General features: G+C 66.0%; 15 protein-coding genes. 14 read left to right on the plus strand and 1 reads right to left on the minus strand.

The window, feature by feature from the left end:
• The first annotated feature begins 49 nt into the window (after positions 1 to 49).
• The 4 genes from ABEA50_RS10545 to ABEA50_RS10560 all read left to right on the plus strand — a co-directional run bounded on the left by ABEA50_RS10545 (position 50) and on the right by ABEA50_RS10560 (position 4,319).
• Positions 50 to 1,342, plus strand: a complete 1,293-nt coding sequence (locus ABEA50_RS10545; RefSeq protein WP_345495073.1) for a sensor domain-containing diguanylate cyclase — start codon at positions 50 to 52, stop codon at positions 1,340 to 1,342.
• A 214-nt stretch (positions 1,343 to 1,556) separates the two neighbouring features.
• A complete protein-coding gene (locus ABEA50_RS10550) occupies positions 1,557 to 1,934 on the plus strand; it encodes a PEP-utilizing enzyme (protein ID WP_345495074.1) in 378 nt (125 codons plus the stop codon).
• Positions 1,931 to 3,127 carry a hypothetical protein gene (locus ABEA50_RS10555; protein WP_345495075.1) on the plus strand — a complete coding sequence of 399 codons (1,197 nt, stop codon included), beginning with the start codon at positions 1,931 to 1,933 and terminating at the stop codon, positions 3,125 to 3,127. The genes ABEA50_RS10550 and ABEA50_RS10555 overlap by 4 nt, the downstream gene beginning before the upstream one ends.
• Before the next feature lie 28 nt (positions 3,128 to 3,155).
• A complete protein-coding gene (locus tag ABEA50_RS10560; protein ID WP_345495076.1) occupies positions 3,156 to 4,319 on the plus strand; it encodes a hypothetical protein in 1,164 nt (387 codons plus the stop codon).
• 135 nt (positions 4,320 to 4,454) lie between these two features.
• Here ABEA50_RS10560 and ABEA50_RS10565 read toward each other — a convergent pair whose 3' ends face one another.
• On the minus strand, positions 4,455 to 5,288 hold the full coding sequence (locus ABEA50_RS10565) for a helix-turn-helix transcriptional regulator (RefSeq protein ID WP_345495077.1): 834 nt from the start codon (positions 5,286 to 5,288) through the stop codon (positions 4,455 to 4,457).
• A 127-nt stretch (positions 5,289 to 5,415) separates the two neighbouring features.
• On the opposite strand from ABEA50_RS10565, the gene ABEA50_RS10570 reads away from it, so the two are divergent.
• The 10 genes from ABEA50_RS10570 to ABEA50_RS10615 are packed head-to-tail and all read left to right on the plus strand — an operon-like array spanning position 5,416 to position 16,571.
• Entirely contained in the window at positions 5,416 to 6,153 is a 738-nt protein-coding gene (locus ABEA50_RS10570) for a PEP-utilizing enzyme (RefSeq protein WP_345495078.1), read from the plus strand.
• 3 nt (positions 6,154 to 6,156) lie between these two features.
• Entirely contained in the window at positions 6,157 to 7,728 is a 1,572-nt protein-coding gene (locus tag ABEA50_RS10575) for a hypothetical protein (RefSeq protein WP_345495079.1), read from the plus strand.
• Complete coding sequence (locus tag ABEA50_RS10580; protein WP_345495080.1) at positions 7,715 to 9,193, plus strand: class I adenylate-forming enzyme family protein; 1,479 nt, start codon at positions 7,715 to 7,717, stop codon at positions 9,191 to 9,193. The genes ABEA50_RS10575 and ABEA50_RS10580 overlap by 14 nt, the downstream gene beginning before the upstream one ends.
• Before the next feature lie 50 nt (positions 9,194 to 9,243).
• Complete coding sequence (locus tag ABEA50_RS10585) at positions 9,244 to 9,852, plus strand: hypothetical protein (protein ID WP_345495082.1); 609 nt, start codon at positions 9,244 to 9,246, stop codon at positions 9,850 to 9,852.
• Complete coding sequence (locus tag ABEA50_RS10590) at positions 9,849 to 11,588, plus strand: pyruvate, phosphate dikinase (RefSeq protein ID WP_345495083.1); 1,740 nt, start codon at positions 9,849 to 9,851, stop codon at positions 11,586 to 11,588. The genes ABEA50_RS10585 and ABEA50_RS10590 overlap by 4 nt, the downstream gene beginning before the upstream one ends.
• Complete coding sequence (locus tag ABEA50_RS10595; protein WP_345495084.1) at positions 11,585 to 12,124, plus strand: acetyl-CoA carboxylase biotin carboxyl carrier protein; 540 nt, start codon at positions 11,585 to 11,587, stop codon at positions 12,122 to 12,124. Before ABEA50_RS10590 ends, ABEA50_RS10595 begins: the two co-directional genes overlap by 4 nt.
• The gene (locus ABEA50_RS10600; RefSeq protein WP_345495085.1) at positions 12,117 to 13,526 is read left to right on the plus strand and encodes an acetyl-CoA carboxylase biotin carboxylase subunit; all 1,410 of its coding nucleotides are present in this window, start codon (positions 12,117 to 12,119) and stop codon (positions 13,524 to 13,526) included. The genes ABEA50_RS10595 and ABEA50_RS10600 overlap by 8 nt, the downstream gene beginning before the upstream one ends.
• The gene (locus ABEA50_RS10605) at positions 13,523 to 15,022 is read left to right on the plus strand and encodes a carboxyltransferase (RefSeq protein WP_345495086.1); all 1,500 of its coding nucleotides are present in this window, start codon (positions 13,523 to 13,525) and stop codon (positions 15,020 to 15,022) included. Before ABEA50_RS10600 ends, ABEA50_RS10605 begins: the two co-directional genes overlap by 4 nt.
• Positions 15,022 to 15,435, plus strand: coding sequence for an OB-fold domain-containing protein (locus tag ABEA50_RS10610; protein WP_345495087.1), 414 nt, complete (start codon positions 15,022 to 15,024; stop codon positions 15,433 to 15,435). The genes ABEA50_RS10605 and ABEA50_RS10610 overlap by 1 nt, the downstream gene beginning before the upstream one ends.
• Positions 15,432 to 16,571 carry a thiolase family protein gene (locus tag ABEA50_RS10615; RefSeq protein ID WP_345495088.1) on the plus strand — a complete coding sequence of 380 codons (1,140 nt, stop codon included), beginning with the start codon at positions 15,432 to 15,434 and terminating at the stop codon, positions 16,569 to 16,571. Before ABEA50_RS10610 ends, ABEA50_RS10615 begins: the two co-directional genes overlap by 4 nt.
• The last annotated feature ends 275 nt before the right edge of the window (positions 16,572 to 16,846 follow it).

The raw sequence follows: 16,846 nt of genomic DNA on the forward strand, positions 1-16,846 counted from the left end.
CCGTGATCGACAAGGGGTTGTCGAGCGGCGCGACGCATGAGGGGTTGTGGTGGACGACATCGACAGTGCGGCACTAACTCGAGACTGGTGGCGGGCATTGACCGCCGCGCACGATACGACGATCTCGGTCGAGCGCTGGCATGAGTTACTGTCCGGGCTGGTCAAGGAGTTTTGGGCGGCACTGGATGCCGAGAACTTCGATGCTGACGCCGGTGCGCTCATCGGTGAGGCGTTGGCGAACGCGCACCTGGTCGACGAGATGGTTCCCTCGGTGTCAGCGCAGGTGCTCGGACGGTTGACGCAGCACTGCGACCGTCCCGATGCGGTGCTGCGGATGGCGGGGTTGACCGCGACGTTGGGGCAGAGCCATCAGCGCGAAGTGGCCAGGGCCCGCGCGGAGCAGGGGCTGCCGGTGGAGCAGACGGTGGCCCAACGCGAACGTGCCGAACAGGACGCGCGATTCCGCATCCTGTTCGACAACACGGCCGTCGCGATAGCCATCGGTGACACCGATGGCATCCTGCTGGACGCCAATTCCGCGTTGGCCGACATGATCGGCGTGCCGATCGGATCGCTGCAGGGCATCTCGGTCTACGACTTCGCCCACCCCGACGACCGCGGCGAAATCCGCGACCTGCTCTACGACAACCTGGTCCCCGCACGCGAGGGCACGGTGATGCTCGACCAGCGCCTGGTTCGTGCCGACGGCAGCGTGGGGTGGATGACCTTCGCCATCACGTATGTGAAGGGCTCCCGTGGCCATTCCGATCACCTGCTTGCCATCGGCGCCGATATCACCGAGCAACACCGACTACAGGAGGAGCTGCACCGGCAGGCCAGGCACGACCCGCTGACCGGGCTGGCCAACCGCCGCTACCTGCTCGAGCGAATCCAGGATCTGGTCAGTTCCGCGAAGGAAGGCGACCAGGCCGGCTTGTGCTTCGCCGATCTGGACCACTTCAAACAGGTCAACGACCGCTACGGGCACGGTGTCGGCGACAAGGTCCTCGTCGAACTCGCACACCGCTTGCACGAGGCCGTGCACAGTGACGGCTGCCTGGTGTCGCGCCTGGGCGGCGACGAGTTCGTCGCGCTCGTGCCACCACCCGCCGACGCCGACCAGGTATCGGTGGTGGCGAATCAGCTGCTGTCGGTGTTCTCGAATCCGGTCAACGTCGACGGCTACGACATCAGTGTCTCGGCGAGCATCGGCGCGGTGGTGACACCGGTCGTCGGCGCGGAGGCCGACACGCTGCTGGACGTCGCCGACGCCGGCCTGTACTACGCCAAGGCCAACGGCAAGGGACGCTGGGTCCTACAGACGATGCGCGAGTCCGACTGACGCACTAGCGCGCCGGAGCGCGAATCGTCATTCCAACAGCATTTTTCGTGATCACCTCCGACTGATCGACGGACGGTGGCGCGGTGAGACCGCGCCACACTGTCCCCCTAAGTGCACTGGGTCACATTTCACCCTCGCTCGTATCGTTCGATTCGCGCGGATCTGCGCGCCGAATCAACCCAACGTCCCAGCGTCGGGGCGGAACGGAGCAGTAATGAGCGGTGACCTGAACGAGGTCGGAACCGGAACGAATCTCTTCACCAGTGGTGCGGTTCGCGGTGTGGCCCGATGGTTCAACGACACGTCCGATGTCCTGTCGATCGATGACGACGATCTGGAAAACACCATCGCGTTCGTCAATAAGGGTGGAATGACGTTCCTTTCGCCGATCCTGCCCGACCTGCGCGCGATCGTGTGCACGGCGGGCAGCAGGGAATCGCACCTCGCGATTCTGTGCAGGGAGTCGGATGTGCCGTGCGTTGTCGCGGCGGAATTGACCGGGGCGGTAACCGACGGTGACACAGTGGTCCTCGACCTCACCGACGCCGACACCGCCCGTCTCGCGGTCGCGGACGGAGTAGTGACGGCATGACCGCGCCATTGAATACACCCACGGATCTGACACGTCTCTACACCGATCCCACCTATGAGCCGACGCTCGAGGAGTGGAACTGGCTGGTGCACGCGGGTGGCGCCGCGTACAAGTCGGAGCTGTCGGCGCGCACGGTATTCGAATCGGAATTGTTCGGGATGAACACCTACATCCTGATGTCGATGATGGAGGATTATCTTCGGGTACCCGAAAGAATTCGGACGATTCGCCGCCATGCGTCACCGGCCGAATTGATCGCGAAGGCCCTTCCGATCGGCAACAAGCGCAGTTTCATCAATCTGGCCGCCATGCCGCTGCACTACATGACCGGACGTGAATTGTTCGTCGACCTCGGTGAGAACGGTCTGTCCGACGGGTTGGACGACCAGTTGGAGGTGCTGCGTTTCTGGCGCGAGGCCACCATCGCCATGCGAACCGACGGCGCCTTGTTCAATATGGATGCCGATCCCGCCAACAGTTCGCATGTAGTCGACGACGCACTGTTGACGCAGATCCGTGCTGCCTTGGTTCCGGCCGACGACACGGTGAAGGCGACGATCCGGAAATTCGGTGCCCGCCTGACCGCGTACGCGTTCCTGGAGAATTGCGACGCGCGCACCGCGGTGTGCGACACCGGGCCGTATGAGTTGGACGACGGCACCTTCCTCGCGCTGCGCGAGACCTGTGCCGACGGTGACGGTGATTTCCCGTGGCTCGACGGCATCCGCGACACCCTGCCGTATCACCATTTCGTCGTCGCCTACCGCCTGCCTGCCACCATTAAAATGGACAATAATGTCTGGGGCACAGCGTGGTTCACGCCGAGCGATTATCAAGCTGACATCATCGAGACCAGGGTGTTCTGCACCGATGACGGCACGCTGCGCCCGCTCGATCTCGATGAGGTCGAGGAGGCGACGAAGGCGATCAGGAAAGCGCACCGCGCCCTGTATCAGCGACTGGCCGAAACCGATCCTGAGCAGCGCAATTTGTTCGCCACGCAGATGTATGCGTGGAAGTTGAAGGCGTGGGCCCGGTTGGCCGGTTGCTACGACGAGATCGACTGGGAGATCACCCCGATGATCGCCCGCTCGTTCGAGAAATTCAGCGATCCCGATCTCGCCCTGCGATTGATCGGCGGCATTTTCGTGCCGCAGGATCGCGACAGCTGTTTCCGACCGCTACAGCGCTGACGACATCCGTTGCTCGACAACGGATGTCATGGGAAGGAGGCGCGAGGTGCGCCAGTCGATGCAGAAGCTTTTTCCCGCCGACGAGCTGTTGTGTCACCAGACACCGGAGACGTTCGCGACGATCAGCCAGGCCGATTCGTCCTGGACCGAAAAACTGTGGGGTTCGCTGTTCGCCCGCGACGGCTCGATTCAGGTCGATGTGGGAATCGGCAAGTACCACAACCGGAATGTGATCGACATGTTCGCGGGAGTCTCCCGAGGACCCGAGCAACTCACCGTCCGGGCCAGCAGACAGCTGGATCTCGACCCGCATCGGGTGGGTGTCGGGCCGGTGGACTACGAGGTGATCGAACCGCTACGCAAGGTGCGGTTCATCCTGCGACACAATGATATTCAGCCGTTGCGATTCGACCTCACCGTCACCGGCGTGCTACCACCGTTCTTGGAGCAGAAGGACGAACAACGCGAGCCGCACGGTTTTCGTATCCAGTCCGATCTGCTGCGCTACCACCAGTCGAGCACCGTGAGCGGCGAGATCTGGCTCGACGGCGAACGGATCGAGGTACGCGACGAGGAGTGGTTCGGCTTCCGCGACCACTCCTGGGGTGTGCGGATGGACGTGGGTGAACCGGCACCGGACATCTTCAAGCCGCAGCGGCTCGACGGTGACTTCATCCTCACCTGGAGTCCGATGTACCTGCGCCGCCCAGACGGGTCCAGTTACGAGATCCATCACTACCAGCAGTGGGTCGACGGCGCGACCACGTACTTCTCAGGCTTCGAGAACCTCCCCGACGGTACGCAGAATCCCCTGTACGCCGTGGTGGATCAGCTGCGCTACGACCCGGTCAATCGCAGGCTGATCGGCGGAACCATGACCTTCGACGAGGGGTGGGGCAAGACCCGAACGATCGAGATCGAGGCAATCAGCGACACCGGATTCCATTTGGGAACCGGCCTGTATTTCGGGTTCAAGGGGCAACGGCACGGTCAATGGCACGGGCCCGAACACCTCGACGGTGAGCGCTATCCCGATGTATCGCAGGCGGATACCGCCCGCGAGGTGCATCAGTTGCGCGATTGTGTGATTCGTTGCCGAGAGGGTGACGCGGTCGGCTACGGGATCTTCGAGTCGATGGTGATCGGCGAGCATCCGCGTTACGGGCTGACACGGGAGACGTCGTTCCTCTGACAGCGCACCACCCACCCTGGCGATGAGAAGGGCCGAGAGCAGATGAACTGCTCCCCGGAAGTTGGACTGAGAAATTCAGTTCCGACCTCCGGGGAGCAGTTCACTGTCTCGGCCCTTTTGCGTTGTTGCGGTGACTCAGAGGCGCTGCGAGCGCGCCAGCAGCGCGAGTTCCATTCGTGACCGGCAGCCGGTGCTGCCGAGAATGCGGCTGACGTACTTCTTCACGCTGTCCTCGGCGAGGGTGAGGGTTTCGGCGATCTGCGCGTTCGACAAGCCGTCGGCGACCAGTTGCACGACTTGGCGTTGGCGGGCCGAGAGCCGATTGAGCGAGGCGGTGGGTAGCGAGACGGGCAGGCCGCGACAGATGGCCGACAGCTGGCGGCTCACCAGCCGCAGTGTCGCGGCTTCACAGCGACCGACCTTGTCGGGGTCGGGGTCGAACATGCCCAGCAACGCGGTGTGTCCGCCGGGCAGTTCCAGGCGCATGGCGGTCGCGGACTCCATCCGCCACGTACCGATCAGGAAATGCCGGACATACGCGCTCGCGGCTGCGGGCAGAGGGCCGAACGCCGACAGCTCCGAGAGCGAACAGACACCACTGGACACCAACTGACGCATTGCCGTGGGCGCGCCGAACACGTCGTGGCGGGCCCAGCGGCCCTGGTATTCGGGCAGCATCTTCGCGGTGTTGCCCTCGGTGAGCGGGGTGAGGTCTTCGAAGGTGTTGTGGAACGTGGCTCCAGCGAAGAACGAGACGTGCTCGAAGCCGAAATAGCTGTTCAGGGCCTCGACAGCGCGTTGCTTGAAGTCGACGACGCTCACCGACGTATCGCAGTATTCGAGGATGCCGAATGCTCGCTCGTAGTCGGCTTTTTGGAGAGTTGCGCGCAGCGTGGAACCAGCCGGGCGCTGCGGGGACTTACTCGTCTTCGTCGACGCCGGACTGTCCACCAACGTGGACTGGGTCACAGTCGCGATCCTACATAGCGTTCCCATCCAACGGAAGAAAACCGAATTTCGGTGAATCGCCAGCGGGCGAAGCCGAATTCGGTGCCGGTGACGCAGCCGTCCTCGGCACGAATGGGAACGAGGTGACATGTCCGACGCACAGCAGTCCGACACCGCGACACATCCCCCGAAATGGGGGTCGACCGAAATTCAGCCGCTGCCCGCCCGGTTCAACAGCGCGGTCAGGGCCTTGGCTCAGGAGCGGCTCGCGACGCTCGGTACCGACACGGCGTGGAAGGATCTCGTCTTCGCCAGTCAATTCGACATGTTCGCCGTCGCCGATGCCGAGGCGATCGAGCGGGACGCCCTCGATTCCGGCTATCGCTTCGACTTCTCGGCGACGGTGTCGTTGGAGTCCGAACCGAACAAATACAAGCGGCCCGAGCGGGCGACACCCGCGTTCGAGGAGGTGGCCACGGTCGGTGGTCGTCGTCAGGTCGGCATCGGCGACAACGTCATTCGCCGAGCGGTGACCGTCAGCGGTCCGGTAGCGCTGATCTCCACCGTCGAGCAGGTGATGGGTTACCTCACCGACGGCGTCCCCGAGGGCACGATCGCCGTGATCGACGATTCCGGCGGGACGCTCACCGCGCCGATCATCGAGAACTTCGCCGGAGTGCTGTGTCTCGGCGGAACGGTGCGCTCACATTTGGGAATTCTCGCGCGCGAATACGACGTGCCGACGCTGATGAACTGCAAGATCGACACCCTCGCCGACGGCGACGTCGTGGAACTCGAGGTGACCGCCGCACCTCCCGCCGCCGACGCCTACGAGATGGGTGACACCGGGCACGCACGCATCTGGCTGATCGAGAACGAGGGCTGACTCATGGCGACATTGAACTACCGCTCCCTGCTGGAAACCAACAACTACCTGCGCACCCTGTCGGACACCACCTACTGGTTGTGCATCACGCGCACCGTGCAGGAATCCAAGTTGTTCCCGATGAACCCGTACATGTTGCTGAGCTATCTCAACTCGTTTTATCGGCTGCCGACACTGCTTCGCGAGATCGATGCGGCCACACCCGCCGAGGAACTGGGAGATCGTGCCCGCGAGGTGAGCTTGAAGGTGGACACGGTGAACGCGGCGTGGGGAATGCCCGCGTTCTACCTGATCGGACGCGAGATGCTGATGAATTGGGGGCTGCTGCGCCCGGATGACGCCGTCGAGGACGTGGTCGACGTGCTGGACTTCTCCCGCAGATTCAACCTGTCCTATCACCGCAACGACGGACACATCACCAACAAGGAATTCGGCGATCGTGGCCAGTTCCTGCCCGAACGCACGCTTCAGGTGTTCGAGAGCGATCTGCACGGTGTCACGCCGGGCGACCGCTTGCACACCGCGGCGACAAAGCTGATGGCGCAGCTGTCGCAGTACGCCTTTCTCGCGCATTGCGAGTGCCGCATCGGCCTGCACAACAGCGGCCCCTACCGGTTCGGTGACAACCGCCAGCTGATCGTGCGCGACTTCTTCGATCTCACCGAGGGTGATTACCCCTGGCTGGACGGCATCGCCACCCAGCTGACGGTGAACAACCTGACGATTCCGATCGTATTGAAGGACACCAACTTCCATCTGATGGACGACTGGGCGTCGTTCGAGGCGGAGCCGAGTTATCACGCCGACAACATCGTCGCCGTCGGCATGTACACCAGCGATGCGCTGACCGACGGCTACGTGCAGGTGGGCATGGAGAACGCGAGCACACTCGCCGAGACCATGGAGCGCTACCGGCGCATCCTCAACGAGGCGACGGCGGATCTGTGGAAGCGGATCGCGAGTTGGTCGCGTGAGCAGATGATCGACGCCGGTGCGCTGGTGTATTCCTCGGTGGCCAAGGATTTCGCGCACCTGGCCGGGACCTACCGTCAGGACGACTGGTTGCAGCTCGACGAGCGCGCGCAGCGGTTCAAGCCGCTGATGAACGACGAGTACGGCCGAGACAATCTCGCGGAAATGGTGGGGTTACTGGGTTTTCCGCATCAGAAGACCAACGAGTACGCGATGGCGCGTTACTCGGGACTCAATCAGAACATGCTCAGTGGCATCCCGTACTCGGTGCTGACCGACGATCGGTTCGCGCCGACGGTCGGTGACCAGCTGTCGGGTTCGAGCAGTCTGCCGCCCAAGAGCGGGCGGTGGACCACCAGCGCCGGTCGCCTCGAGATCGCCGAATACAACGACCGTGCACGCGGTTTCACCCCCGAGGTGCTCACGGGTGCGCGCCGCTACCGCGACGAGGAATGGGTGAAGTGGAACTACCCCCGCGCCGAGGCCGACGAGCTCTACCGGCTCACTCAGCGCGGTTCGCGCAACCTCGCCGACCGAGGGGCGGGGCTGCGTCGCGCTGATCTCACCCGGCTCGCGGAGGACTCCAGCGATGCAGATCGGTGACCTGATCCGCAGGGCCGGACGCCAATTCGGTGCGGCACCCGCGCTGATCGACGGTGCACGAGTGGTGAGCTTCGCGGAATTCGATGCGCTGACCGACCGGCTCGGCAACGCGTTGCTCGCCCGTGGGCTCGAACCGGGCGAGCGGGTGGCGGTGCTGATGCCCAACGGGATCGATGGCGTCGTCGTGTATTACGCGCTAGCCAAGGCGGGGTTGGTGCGCGTGCCGCTCAATGTCCGCGAGACGGCGCACGAACACGCCTACAAGATCGCGGACTCGCAGGCCTGCGCGCTGGTGTACGCGGGGACGCCGCCCGCCGAAGTCGAACTGATGATCGCGGCCGAGGAGCTGCCGGGCTTGCTCGACACCGGGTCCGGCGAAGTCTGTGATGTGCGTCGGCACCGCGACGATCCGTTACGGCTGGCCTACACCGGTGGCACCACGGGCAAGCCGAAGGCGGTGGAACTCAGCACCGGCAACGAGCTGGCGGAGGTGGCGAACTTCCTCGCCGATCTGTTGCCGAACCTGCGCCCGGAGTCGGTGATGCTGCATGCGGCGCCGATCACCCATGGCAGCGGTGCGTTCTTCCTGCCGCATCTGGTGAAGGGAGCGCCGAATGTCATCCTGTCGAAGTTCAGCACGGCGGGGTTCGTCGAATCCGCGCGAACCTATGGCGCGACAACAACATTCATGGTCCCGACGATGATCGCGATGCTGCTGGAGGAACGCGACGGTGCCGAACTGTCGGCGCTGTCGCTGGAGCGACTGTGTTACGGCGGGGCGCCGATCGCCGCCAACGTGCTGCAACGGGGGATCGATCTGCTCGGGCCGGTGTTCGCGCAGCTTTACGGACAGGCCGAGGCGCCGTTGGCGATCACCTGCCTGCAACCGTGGGAGCACACCCCGCAACGCCTGACCGCCGCGGGCAAGCCCTACACCTTCGTCGAGGTGGAGATACGCGACGAAGCGGGGAAAGCGTTGGGCGCCGGCGAGGTCGGCGAAGTGCTCACCAGGGGGCCGCACACCATGCAGCGGTACTGGCGGCGACCGGACGCCACCGCGCAGACCCTGGAATCCGACGGCTGGTTGCACACCGGCGACATCGGACGCTGGGACGACGAGGGTTACCTGCATCTGCTCGATCGCCGCAACGATGTGATCATCAGCGGCGGATTCAATGTCTACCCGCGTGAGGTCGAGGACGCGCTGCTCACCCATCCGGCCGTGCTGGAGGCGGCTGTGGTCGGACTGCCCGACCAGAAGTGGGGCGAGCGTGTCGCCGCCGCGGTAGTCACCCGCAGCACGGTGGCCGCGCAGGAGATTGTCGATTTCTGCGCCGACCGCCTCGCCGGGTTCAAACGTCCACGCACCGTGGAGATCTGGACCGACCTGCCCAAGAGCGCGGTCGGCAAGTCGCTGCGCCGCGAGGTACGCGACCGCATGGCCGCCGCCGCCACACCGGAGTGAGCGCCGCGTACTCGCATGCTCCCCGCACCGCAACGCTCGAAAGGACAGCGATGCTCGACCCCTACGCACTCACCGTGCACACTCTCACGCTGCGCCAGCTCGGTTCCGCCGCGCAGCTCGCCGAGATCAACGCGAACCAGGTCGCCGACACCGAGACGGCGCTGGCGAAGGCCGTGGCCGACGGCAACGTCATTGCCGCGCGCGGCAACTTCATGATCACGCCCGCCGGACGCGGCTTCCTCGACACCGTCTATCCGAGCGCCTTCGCCGCTGTGCGCTCCGACGCCGCGGTCGACGCGGCGATGGATTCTTTCGAAACCGGTGTGAACAAACAGATTCTGGCGCTCACCACCGATTGGCAGACCGTCGAGGTCAACGGCGAACGAGTGAGCAACGACCACGGCGACGCCGAATACGACGCCGCGATCATCGACAAGCTCGGTCGGGTGCTCGACAAGACCCAGCGGGTGCTGCGTCCGCTCGTCGAGGTGGACGCGCTGGTCGGACGATTTCTCGATCGGATCGCCGCCGCGCTCACCCGGGTGGAAGGCGGCGAGATCGACTATGTGAGCGGGGTTCGGGTGGATTCGGTGCACACCGTGTGGTTCCAGCTGCACGAGCACCTACTGCGGCTGACCGGACGGGAGCGACCGGAATGAGCACGGCGATGGGAGCACGGTGGTTGGTCTTTCCCGACACCGCGCAGTCCGAACCGAATCGAGACCTGGTGGGCGGCAAGGCGTGGAGCCTGTGGCGGATGCGGTCGCTCGGGTTACATGTTCCGCCCGCATTCGTCGTCACCACCGAGGCGTGCGCGGAGTACTTCGCCACCGGCGGACTACCCGAGGGCCTCGCGCAAGAACTCGTTCACGGAATAGGGCTGCTGGAAACCGAACTCGGCCGCACCTTCGGCGGTAATGAACGGCCACTGCTGGTTTCGGTACGTTCCGGGGCTGCGGTGAGCATGCCCGGGATGATGGACACGATCCTCGACCTCGGTTGTAACGACGTCGTGGAGGCTGCGCTCGCCGCCGAGACGGGCGACCAGGGCTTCGCCGCCGAGGTGCACCGCCGTTTCACCGGGTTCTACGGACGGTTGGTGCTCGGCAGCACCGAGGAATTGGAGGATCTGCCCGACACCGCCGCGGTGCGCGCGGCGATCGCCGAGGACCTCGGGCAAACGGTTCCCGCCGACCCGTGGGAGCAGTTGCGGGCGGCGATCGCCGCGGTGTTCGAGTCGAGCAGATCGCGGCGCGCGCTGGCCTATCGCCGGCATTACGGGATCCAGGACGACCTCGGCACCGCGGTCACGGTGCAGGCCATGGTGTTCGGCAACCTCGACGACGATTCCGGTACGGGCGTACTGTTCACTCGCAACCCCGTCGACGGCACCCGCGAACCCTACGGCGAGTATCTCCCGCGCGGCCAGGGCGAAGACGTGGTGTCGGGCCGAGTGACCCCCAAACCCTTGTCGCACTTGGCGCGGCAGTGGCCGACGGTGCACACCGAACTGCTCGCCGCGGCCGAACGACTCGACCGCGAGGGCCGTGACGCGCAGGACATCGAGTTCACCGTCCAACGCGGCGAGCTGTTCCTGCTGCAATCGCGCCCGGCCAAGCGCACCGCACGGGCCGCGGTGCGGATCGCGGTGGAACTGGTCGACGAAGGTGTACTCACGCCCGAGCAAGCGCTCACCCGCGTGACACCCGATCAGGTGCGGACTCTCTTGCGCCCCGAAATCGCCACCGGTGCGGCCGATACCGCGCAGGTGCTGGCGACCGGCGTCGGAGCCAGCCCCGGCGTTGTCACCGGCACGGTGGTCGACACCCCGGAGGCCGCGCAGGCCGATCCCGGCTGCGTACTGGTGCGCAAAGCCACCAGCCCTGACGATGTGCACGGCATGATCGCCGCGGGCGCGGTCATCACCGAGCAAGGCGGCGCGACCTCGCACGCCGCCGTAGTGAGCCGCGCACTGGACACGCCGTGTGTGGTGGGCTGCGGCAGCGGCACCGTCGCGCGCCTGACCGGCACCGTCGTGACCGTGGACGCGACCAGCGGCCGCGTCTACGCCGGGGCGGTAGCCACCTCGGCCATCGATGAAGGTTCCGACGACGATCTCCGTCTGCTCACCGAATGGGCACAACGGCACAGTCCGGTGCGCGTGGGTGAAGACGATGTCGTCGCGCCGGTGTTCGACGCCGACGCGCTCGCGCCCGAAGAACTGGGCGAGCAGTTGCCCGAGATCCCTTCCGGCACGAAAACAGTTCGCGGCGCGCTGTTCTGCGCGCCCGACGGCGTGCGCGCCGCGCTCGACGCAGGCGTGGAAGTGATCGTCGCACCGTATCGGCTGCCCGTACTGCTGGCCGCCATCGATCATCAGAGGAGGACGGCATGAGTACACCCGAGCGGGTCACCCATCGCGAGCTGCGCGAGCTGCTCCGCAGCTTTCACGAATCCGGGTGGAATGCCATGACACTCGATGTCGACGGAATCCGGGTCACCGTCGGCAAGGACGGCCCGCCGTCGGCGGTCGCGGCGGGGAGAGACGCCTCCGGTAGCTCGGCCACGGCACCCGAAGCGGCCCCGGCCAGGACACTGCCACCCGCACCCCAAGGACCCGCCACGGCGCCGACGAAGTCGACCGCACCGACCACGCCCGCCGCCGAGCCGGTCGACGCCGCGGGATGTGTCGAGATTCGGTCGCCCGCCGTCGGCTCGTTCTGGGTCGCGCCGAGTCCGGGTGAACCACCTTTCGTTCAGGTCGGCGACACCGTTGACAACGCGCAGCAACTCGGGATCGTCGAGGTGATGAAGTTGATGAACCCGGTGGTCGCCCCACAGCCGGGGGAGATCGTGCGGGTGTTCGTCGCCGACGCCGCGCTGGTCGAGTACGACCAGCCGTTGTTCTTGCTGAGGCCCACCGATGGCTGAGTCGGCGGTCGCCGCGGAGACCACGGTCACCAGTACCCCGCTGCGCAGGGTGCTGGTGGCCAACCGGGGTGAGATCGCGGTCCGAGTGGTACGGGCGTGTCAAGCGCTGGGCATCGAGGCCGTGGTGGTGACCTCGACGGTCGACCGAAACGGACTTGCCGCGCGCCTGGCCGACCGCGCGGTGTGTATCGGGCCGGCCTCGGCGTCCGAAAGCTACCTGCGCATCGAATCGATACTCAGCGCCGCACTCGGCACCGGTTGCGACGCGGTGCACCCCGGCTACGGATTCCTCTCGGAGAACCCGGAATTCGCCGCCGCGTGTGTAGCGCACGGACTCGTGTTCATCGGTCCGCGCCCGGACGCGGTGGCGCAAGCGGGCGACAAGGCGCGCGCGAGAGAATTGGCGCGCTCGGCCGGAATACCGGTCTTGTCGGGATCCGCGGTAGTGGCATCCGCTGCGGCGGCGGCCCGCGCCGCCGCTGACCTCGGGTACCCCGTTCTCGTGAAGGCAGCGGCGGGCGGCGGCGGCCGAGGCATGTCGGTGGTGGCCAACGAGCGCGAGTTACGCGCCCGTTGGCCCGCCGCGGCGGCCGAGGCCCAGTCGGCGTTCGGCGACGGTCGCCTGTATGTCGAACGGTTCATCCGACACGCGCGCCACATCGAGGTGCAGGTGCTCGGCGACAAATACGGCACGGTGATCCACCTCGGCGAACGCGACTGCACACTGCAACGGCGGCATCAGAAGGTTGTCGAGGAATCGCCAGCACCCAATCTGCCCGAGCGGATTCGCACCGAAATACGCGACAGCGGGGTCGCTTTCGCCACGGCACTGAAGCTCGACAGCGCGGGAACGGTCGAATTCATCTACGACGCCGATACCGGCGATTACGCCTTCCTCGAATTCAACGCGCGCATTCAGGTGGAACACCCGGTGACCGAGATGGTGACCGGGGTCGACCTGGTCGCCGAGCAATTGCGCAGTGCGGCGGGGGAGCGGCTGCGCTACACCCAGGGCGACGTCGCGCTCTCCGGTCACGCCATCGAGGTCCGGGTCACCACCGAGGACCCGACCAAGGATTTCATTCCGACCCCGGGCACGGTCACCGTGTGGCAGCCGCCGACGGGCGCGGGGATCCGCGTCGACAGCCACTGCGAGCCCGGCTATGTCGTCACGCCCTACTACGACTCGTTACTGGCCAAGGTCATCGCCCATGGACCCGACCGTGCCACGGCCGCCGACCGCATGGTCGCCGCGCTCGGCCGACTCCGGGTCGAAGGTGTCGCGACCATCACCGAATTCGTCCGAGTCGCAGTCGATCACCCCGACTTCCGGGCGGGCACCGTCACCACCGACTGGATCGCTTCCCGAGGACTACCCGAGTATTTGGAGTTGAGCGCATGAGTTACCTGGATTGTGCCCCGCGCACCGAGGGCGGCGGCCGCCGCAAGATCGACATCATCGATCAGACCCTGCGTGACGGCCCGCAGAGCTGGTGGGGGATGCGGCTGCGCAAGGACATGGGTCTGCCGATGGCCGCCGAACTCGACAACACCGGCTTCCACACCATCGACCTGGTCGGCAGCTCGATCTTCGAAGTCCTGGTGCGCCACTGCAAGGAAGACCCGTGGGAACAGCTGATCTCGCTGTCGAAGGCCATGCCGAACACCACCGTGCGCGCGGGCACCCGCAGTAACGGCATCGTCACCTTCGGACTCACCGCCGACAGCGTCATGGACCTGTGGGTGCAACGGCTGTGCGCACACGGCATCGGCAGTTTCTGGATCTACGACGGCCTGTTCAACACCGACAAGATCGGTCGACTGGTCAACACCGTGCACGCCGAAGGTGCCCAGGCGCTGCCGTGCATCCTTTACGCCGACAGCCCATTCCACACCGACGAGTACTACGCCTCCCGCACTCGTGAACTGGTCGCGCTAGGCGCCGACGGCATCGAACTGGAGGACGCGGCGGGCCTGCTCACCCCGGAGCGCACACGCACACTGGTGGCCGCGATCAAGGGCGCCGCGGGCGCGCTGCCGGTGGAAATCCATTTCCACAGCAACAACGCGCTCGCGCCACTGAACTACCTGGAGGGCCTACTCGCGGGTGCCGATCGGGTGCACACCGCCAGTCGTCCACTGGCGGCGGGGGTTTCGTTGCCCTCCACCGAGAACACCGTGGCGAACCTGCGCTACGCCGGTTTCGATGTCGACCTGGACGAGTCCCGTTTCGCCGCCGTCGAGCAGCACTTGTTGCGCGTCGCGGAATACGAGGACCTGCCGGTCGGCCAACCCGCCGAATTCGCGTTGTTCCAGTACCGCCACCAGTTGCCTGGCGGGATGGCGGGCACCTTCAAGGCGCAACTGCGCGATCGCGGCATGGTCGACCGCTTCGAAGAGGTGCTCGACGAGATGTCGCGGGTGCGCGAAGAGCTCGGCTACCCGGTGATGGCGACGCCGTTCTCGCAACTGGTTGGCACCCAGGCGGTGCTGAACGTGGTGACCGGGTCGCGCTATTCGGTCGTGCCCGACGAGGTGATGATCTACGCGCACGGCTTCTACGGCAAGCCCGTCGCACCCCTGGATCAGAATGTCCTGGACACGATCATGGGTTCGCCGAAGGCCAAGAGCTTCGAGAACTGGGAGCCGCCACAGCCCACGCTCGCGCAGCTTCGCGAGCGGTTCGGCACGGCGATCAGCGACGACGAGCTGATCCTTCGACTATTGGTGCCGGAGAACGACATCGACGTGATGCGCGCGACCCCGCAACGCGAGCGCGACTTCGCGCCGACGACCAAACAGCTGCGATTCATCAGGCAGCTCGTGGAAACCTCGGTGTCGGCCTACCTGCACATCGACGCGCCCGACTTCTCACTGACGCTGGAAGGTGATCACTGATGGGTGAACTCGGTGTCGACCGGCCGACCAAACGCAGGGCCGGTGTGGCGGCGGGTGGGCTCGCGGTGGCCGACTCGCGGCCGGTGCTGGACGGTGACGCGGTGCTCGGCACCCGCTGCACAGTCTGCCGGTACGCGTGTGCGCAGCAGGGGATCCCGTGGTGCCCGGTTTGTTATGAGCCGGTCGGCGCCGCCCGGTTCGCCAGGGCCGGCGCGGTCTGGTCCTCGACCGTGGTGGCGATCGCGGTCGGCACCCGTCGCCCGCCCTTCGGGGTGGCCTACCTCGATCTCGACGACGGCCCCCGCGTGCTGGTACACACCGACGAGCCCACCGTGCTCGCCGCGGGTACCCGGATGGCGGTCGTGGGTACCGACGACGGGGATCTCATCGCGAGCAAGGAGGTTGGAGCGTGAATCAACCCATGTTGTGGGGCGTCGGCACCTCACCCTATGGACGGTTGCCCGAGCGCAGGGTGGAGGCGCTGGCCTGGGAAGCGGTCGCCGAAGCCGTGCGCGATGCGGGCATTCGCCCCGACCGGATCGATGCCGTCGTCGTCGGTTCCGTTTTCGGGCCGCCCGGTGTCGCGACGCGCGTCCAGCGCGGGCTCGGTATCCGCCCGGTGCCCATGTGGACGGTCGAAAACGCGTGTGCCAGCGGCACGAGTGCCTACCACGAGGCCGTCGAGGCAGTGCGAGCCGGACGATTCGGTTGCGTGCTGGTGCTGGGCGTCGAACAGATGTCGACTCTGTTCTCCGGGGCGATCGTGCCCGAGGCGACCGATCCGGAGGGCGCGGCCTCGCTGCCGCTGCCGGGACTGTATGCCCTGCAGGCGCGTCGTTATATCGACGAATTCGGTGTCAGCCCGGAACAACTCGCCGCGATAGCGGTGAAGAACAAGCGCAACGGTGTGGACAACCCGCGCGCGCAACTGCGGTCCGAGGCGCCGACGATCGATGCGGTGCTCGCGTCGAGGATGATCGCCGAACCGCTGACCTTTCTGCAATGTTGCCCGACCAGCGACGGTGCCGCCGCGGCCATTGTCGGCGGCGACCGTGGCGCGGCAGACGATCTGCGGATCGAGTCCTCGGCGATGGTGTCGGGTGCGCTGTGGGACCACCGCAGTACCGAGGTATGGGGATTCGCCAGCGTCGCGCGGGCGGCCGAGCAAGCCTTCGCGCAGGCCGGTCGCGTACCCGCCGAGATCGACGTGCTCGAGGTGCACGACGCGTTCACGATCGGTGAGATCATCACCCTGGAGGCGCTCGGCCTGGCCGAACGTGGCAAAGGCGCGGAACTGGCGCCGTCGGGCCACACCGCGCGCGACGGCGCGCAACCGGTGAACCCCAGCGGTGGTCTGCTCTCGCGTGGGCATCCGCTGGGCGCGACCGGCCTTGCCCAGCTGGCGGAGATCGCGTGGCAGCTGCGCGGCCGTGCGCAGGCCCGACAGGTGGCCCGCCACGGGGTCGGCTTGGTGGAGACCATGGGTGGCGGCGCGGCAGGAATGGACGGCAATGCCTGTGTGGTGACCATCCTGTCGACGCAGCGCTAGTTCGCCTCGGCGCGGCTCGGGTGCGCGGCGGTCCGCGCCGACTGGGCGACGACCAGGACGTCGAATCAAAGACGTGACAAGCGTCACTGCGATCTCGGTCGAGTTCGAGAGACACTGGTGGACAGGATATTTCGAGCGAGCAGTAGCCGGGGATCCGGGAAAATCAGGTGATCTCTGTCGTACCCCCCAGGAATACTGACCGGCGGCCGATGAGTTGAGCCAACCATCCCCGTCCCATCTCATGTGGCGCCGCGACAGGAGTTGACGACGGCTCA

It is taken from the genome of Nocardia callitridis (assembly GCF_039543305.1).
In the GTDB taxonomy this organism is placed as follows: Bacteria; Actinomycetota; Actinomycetes; order Mycobacteriales; family Mycobacteriaceae; genus Nocardia; species Nocardia callitridis.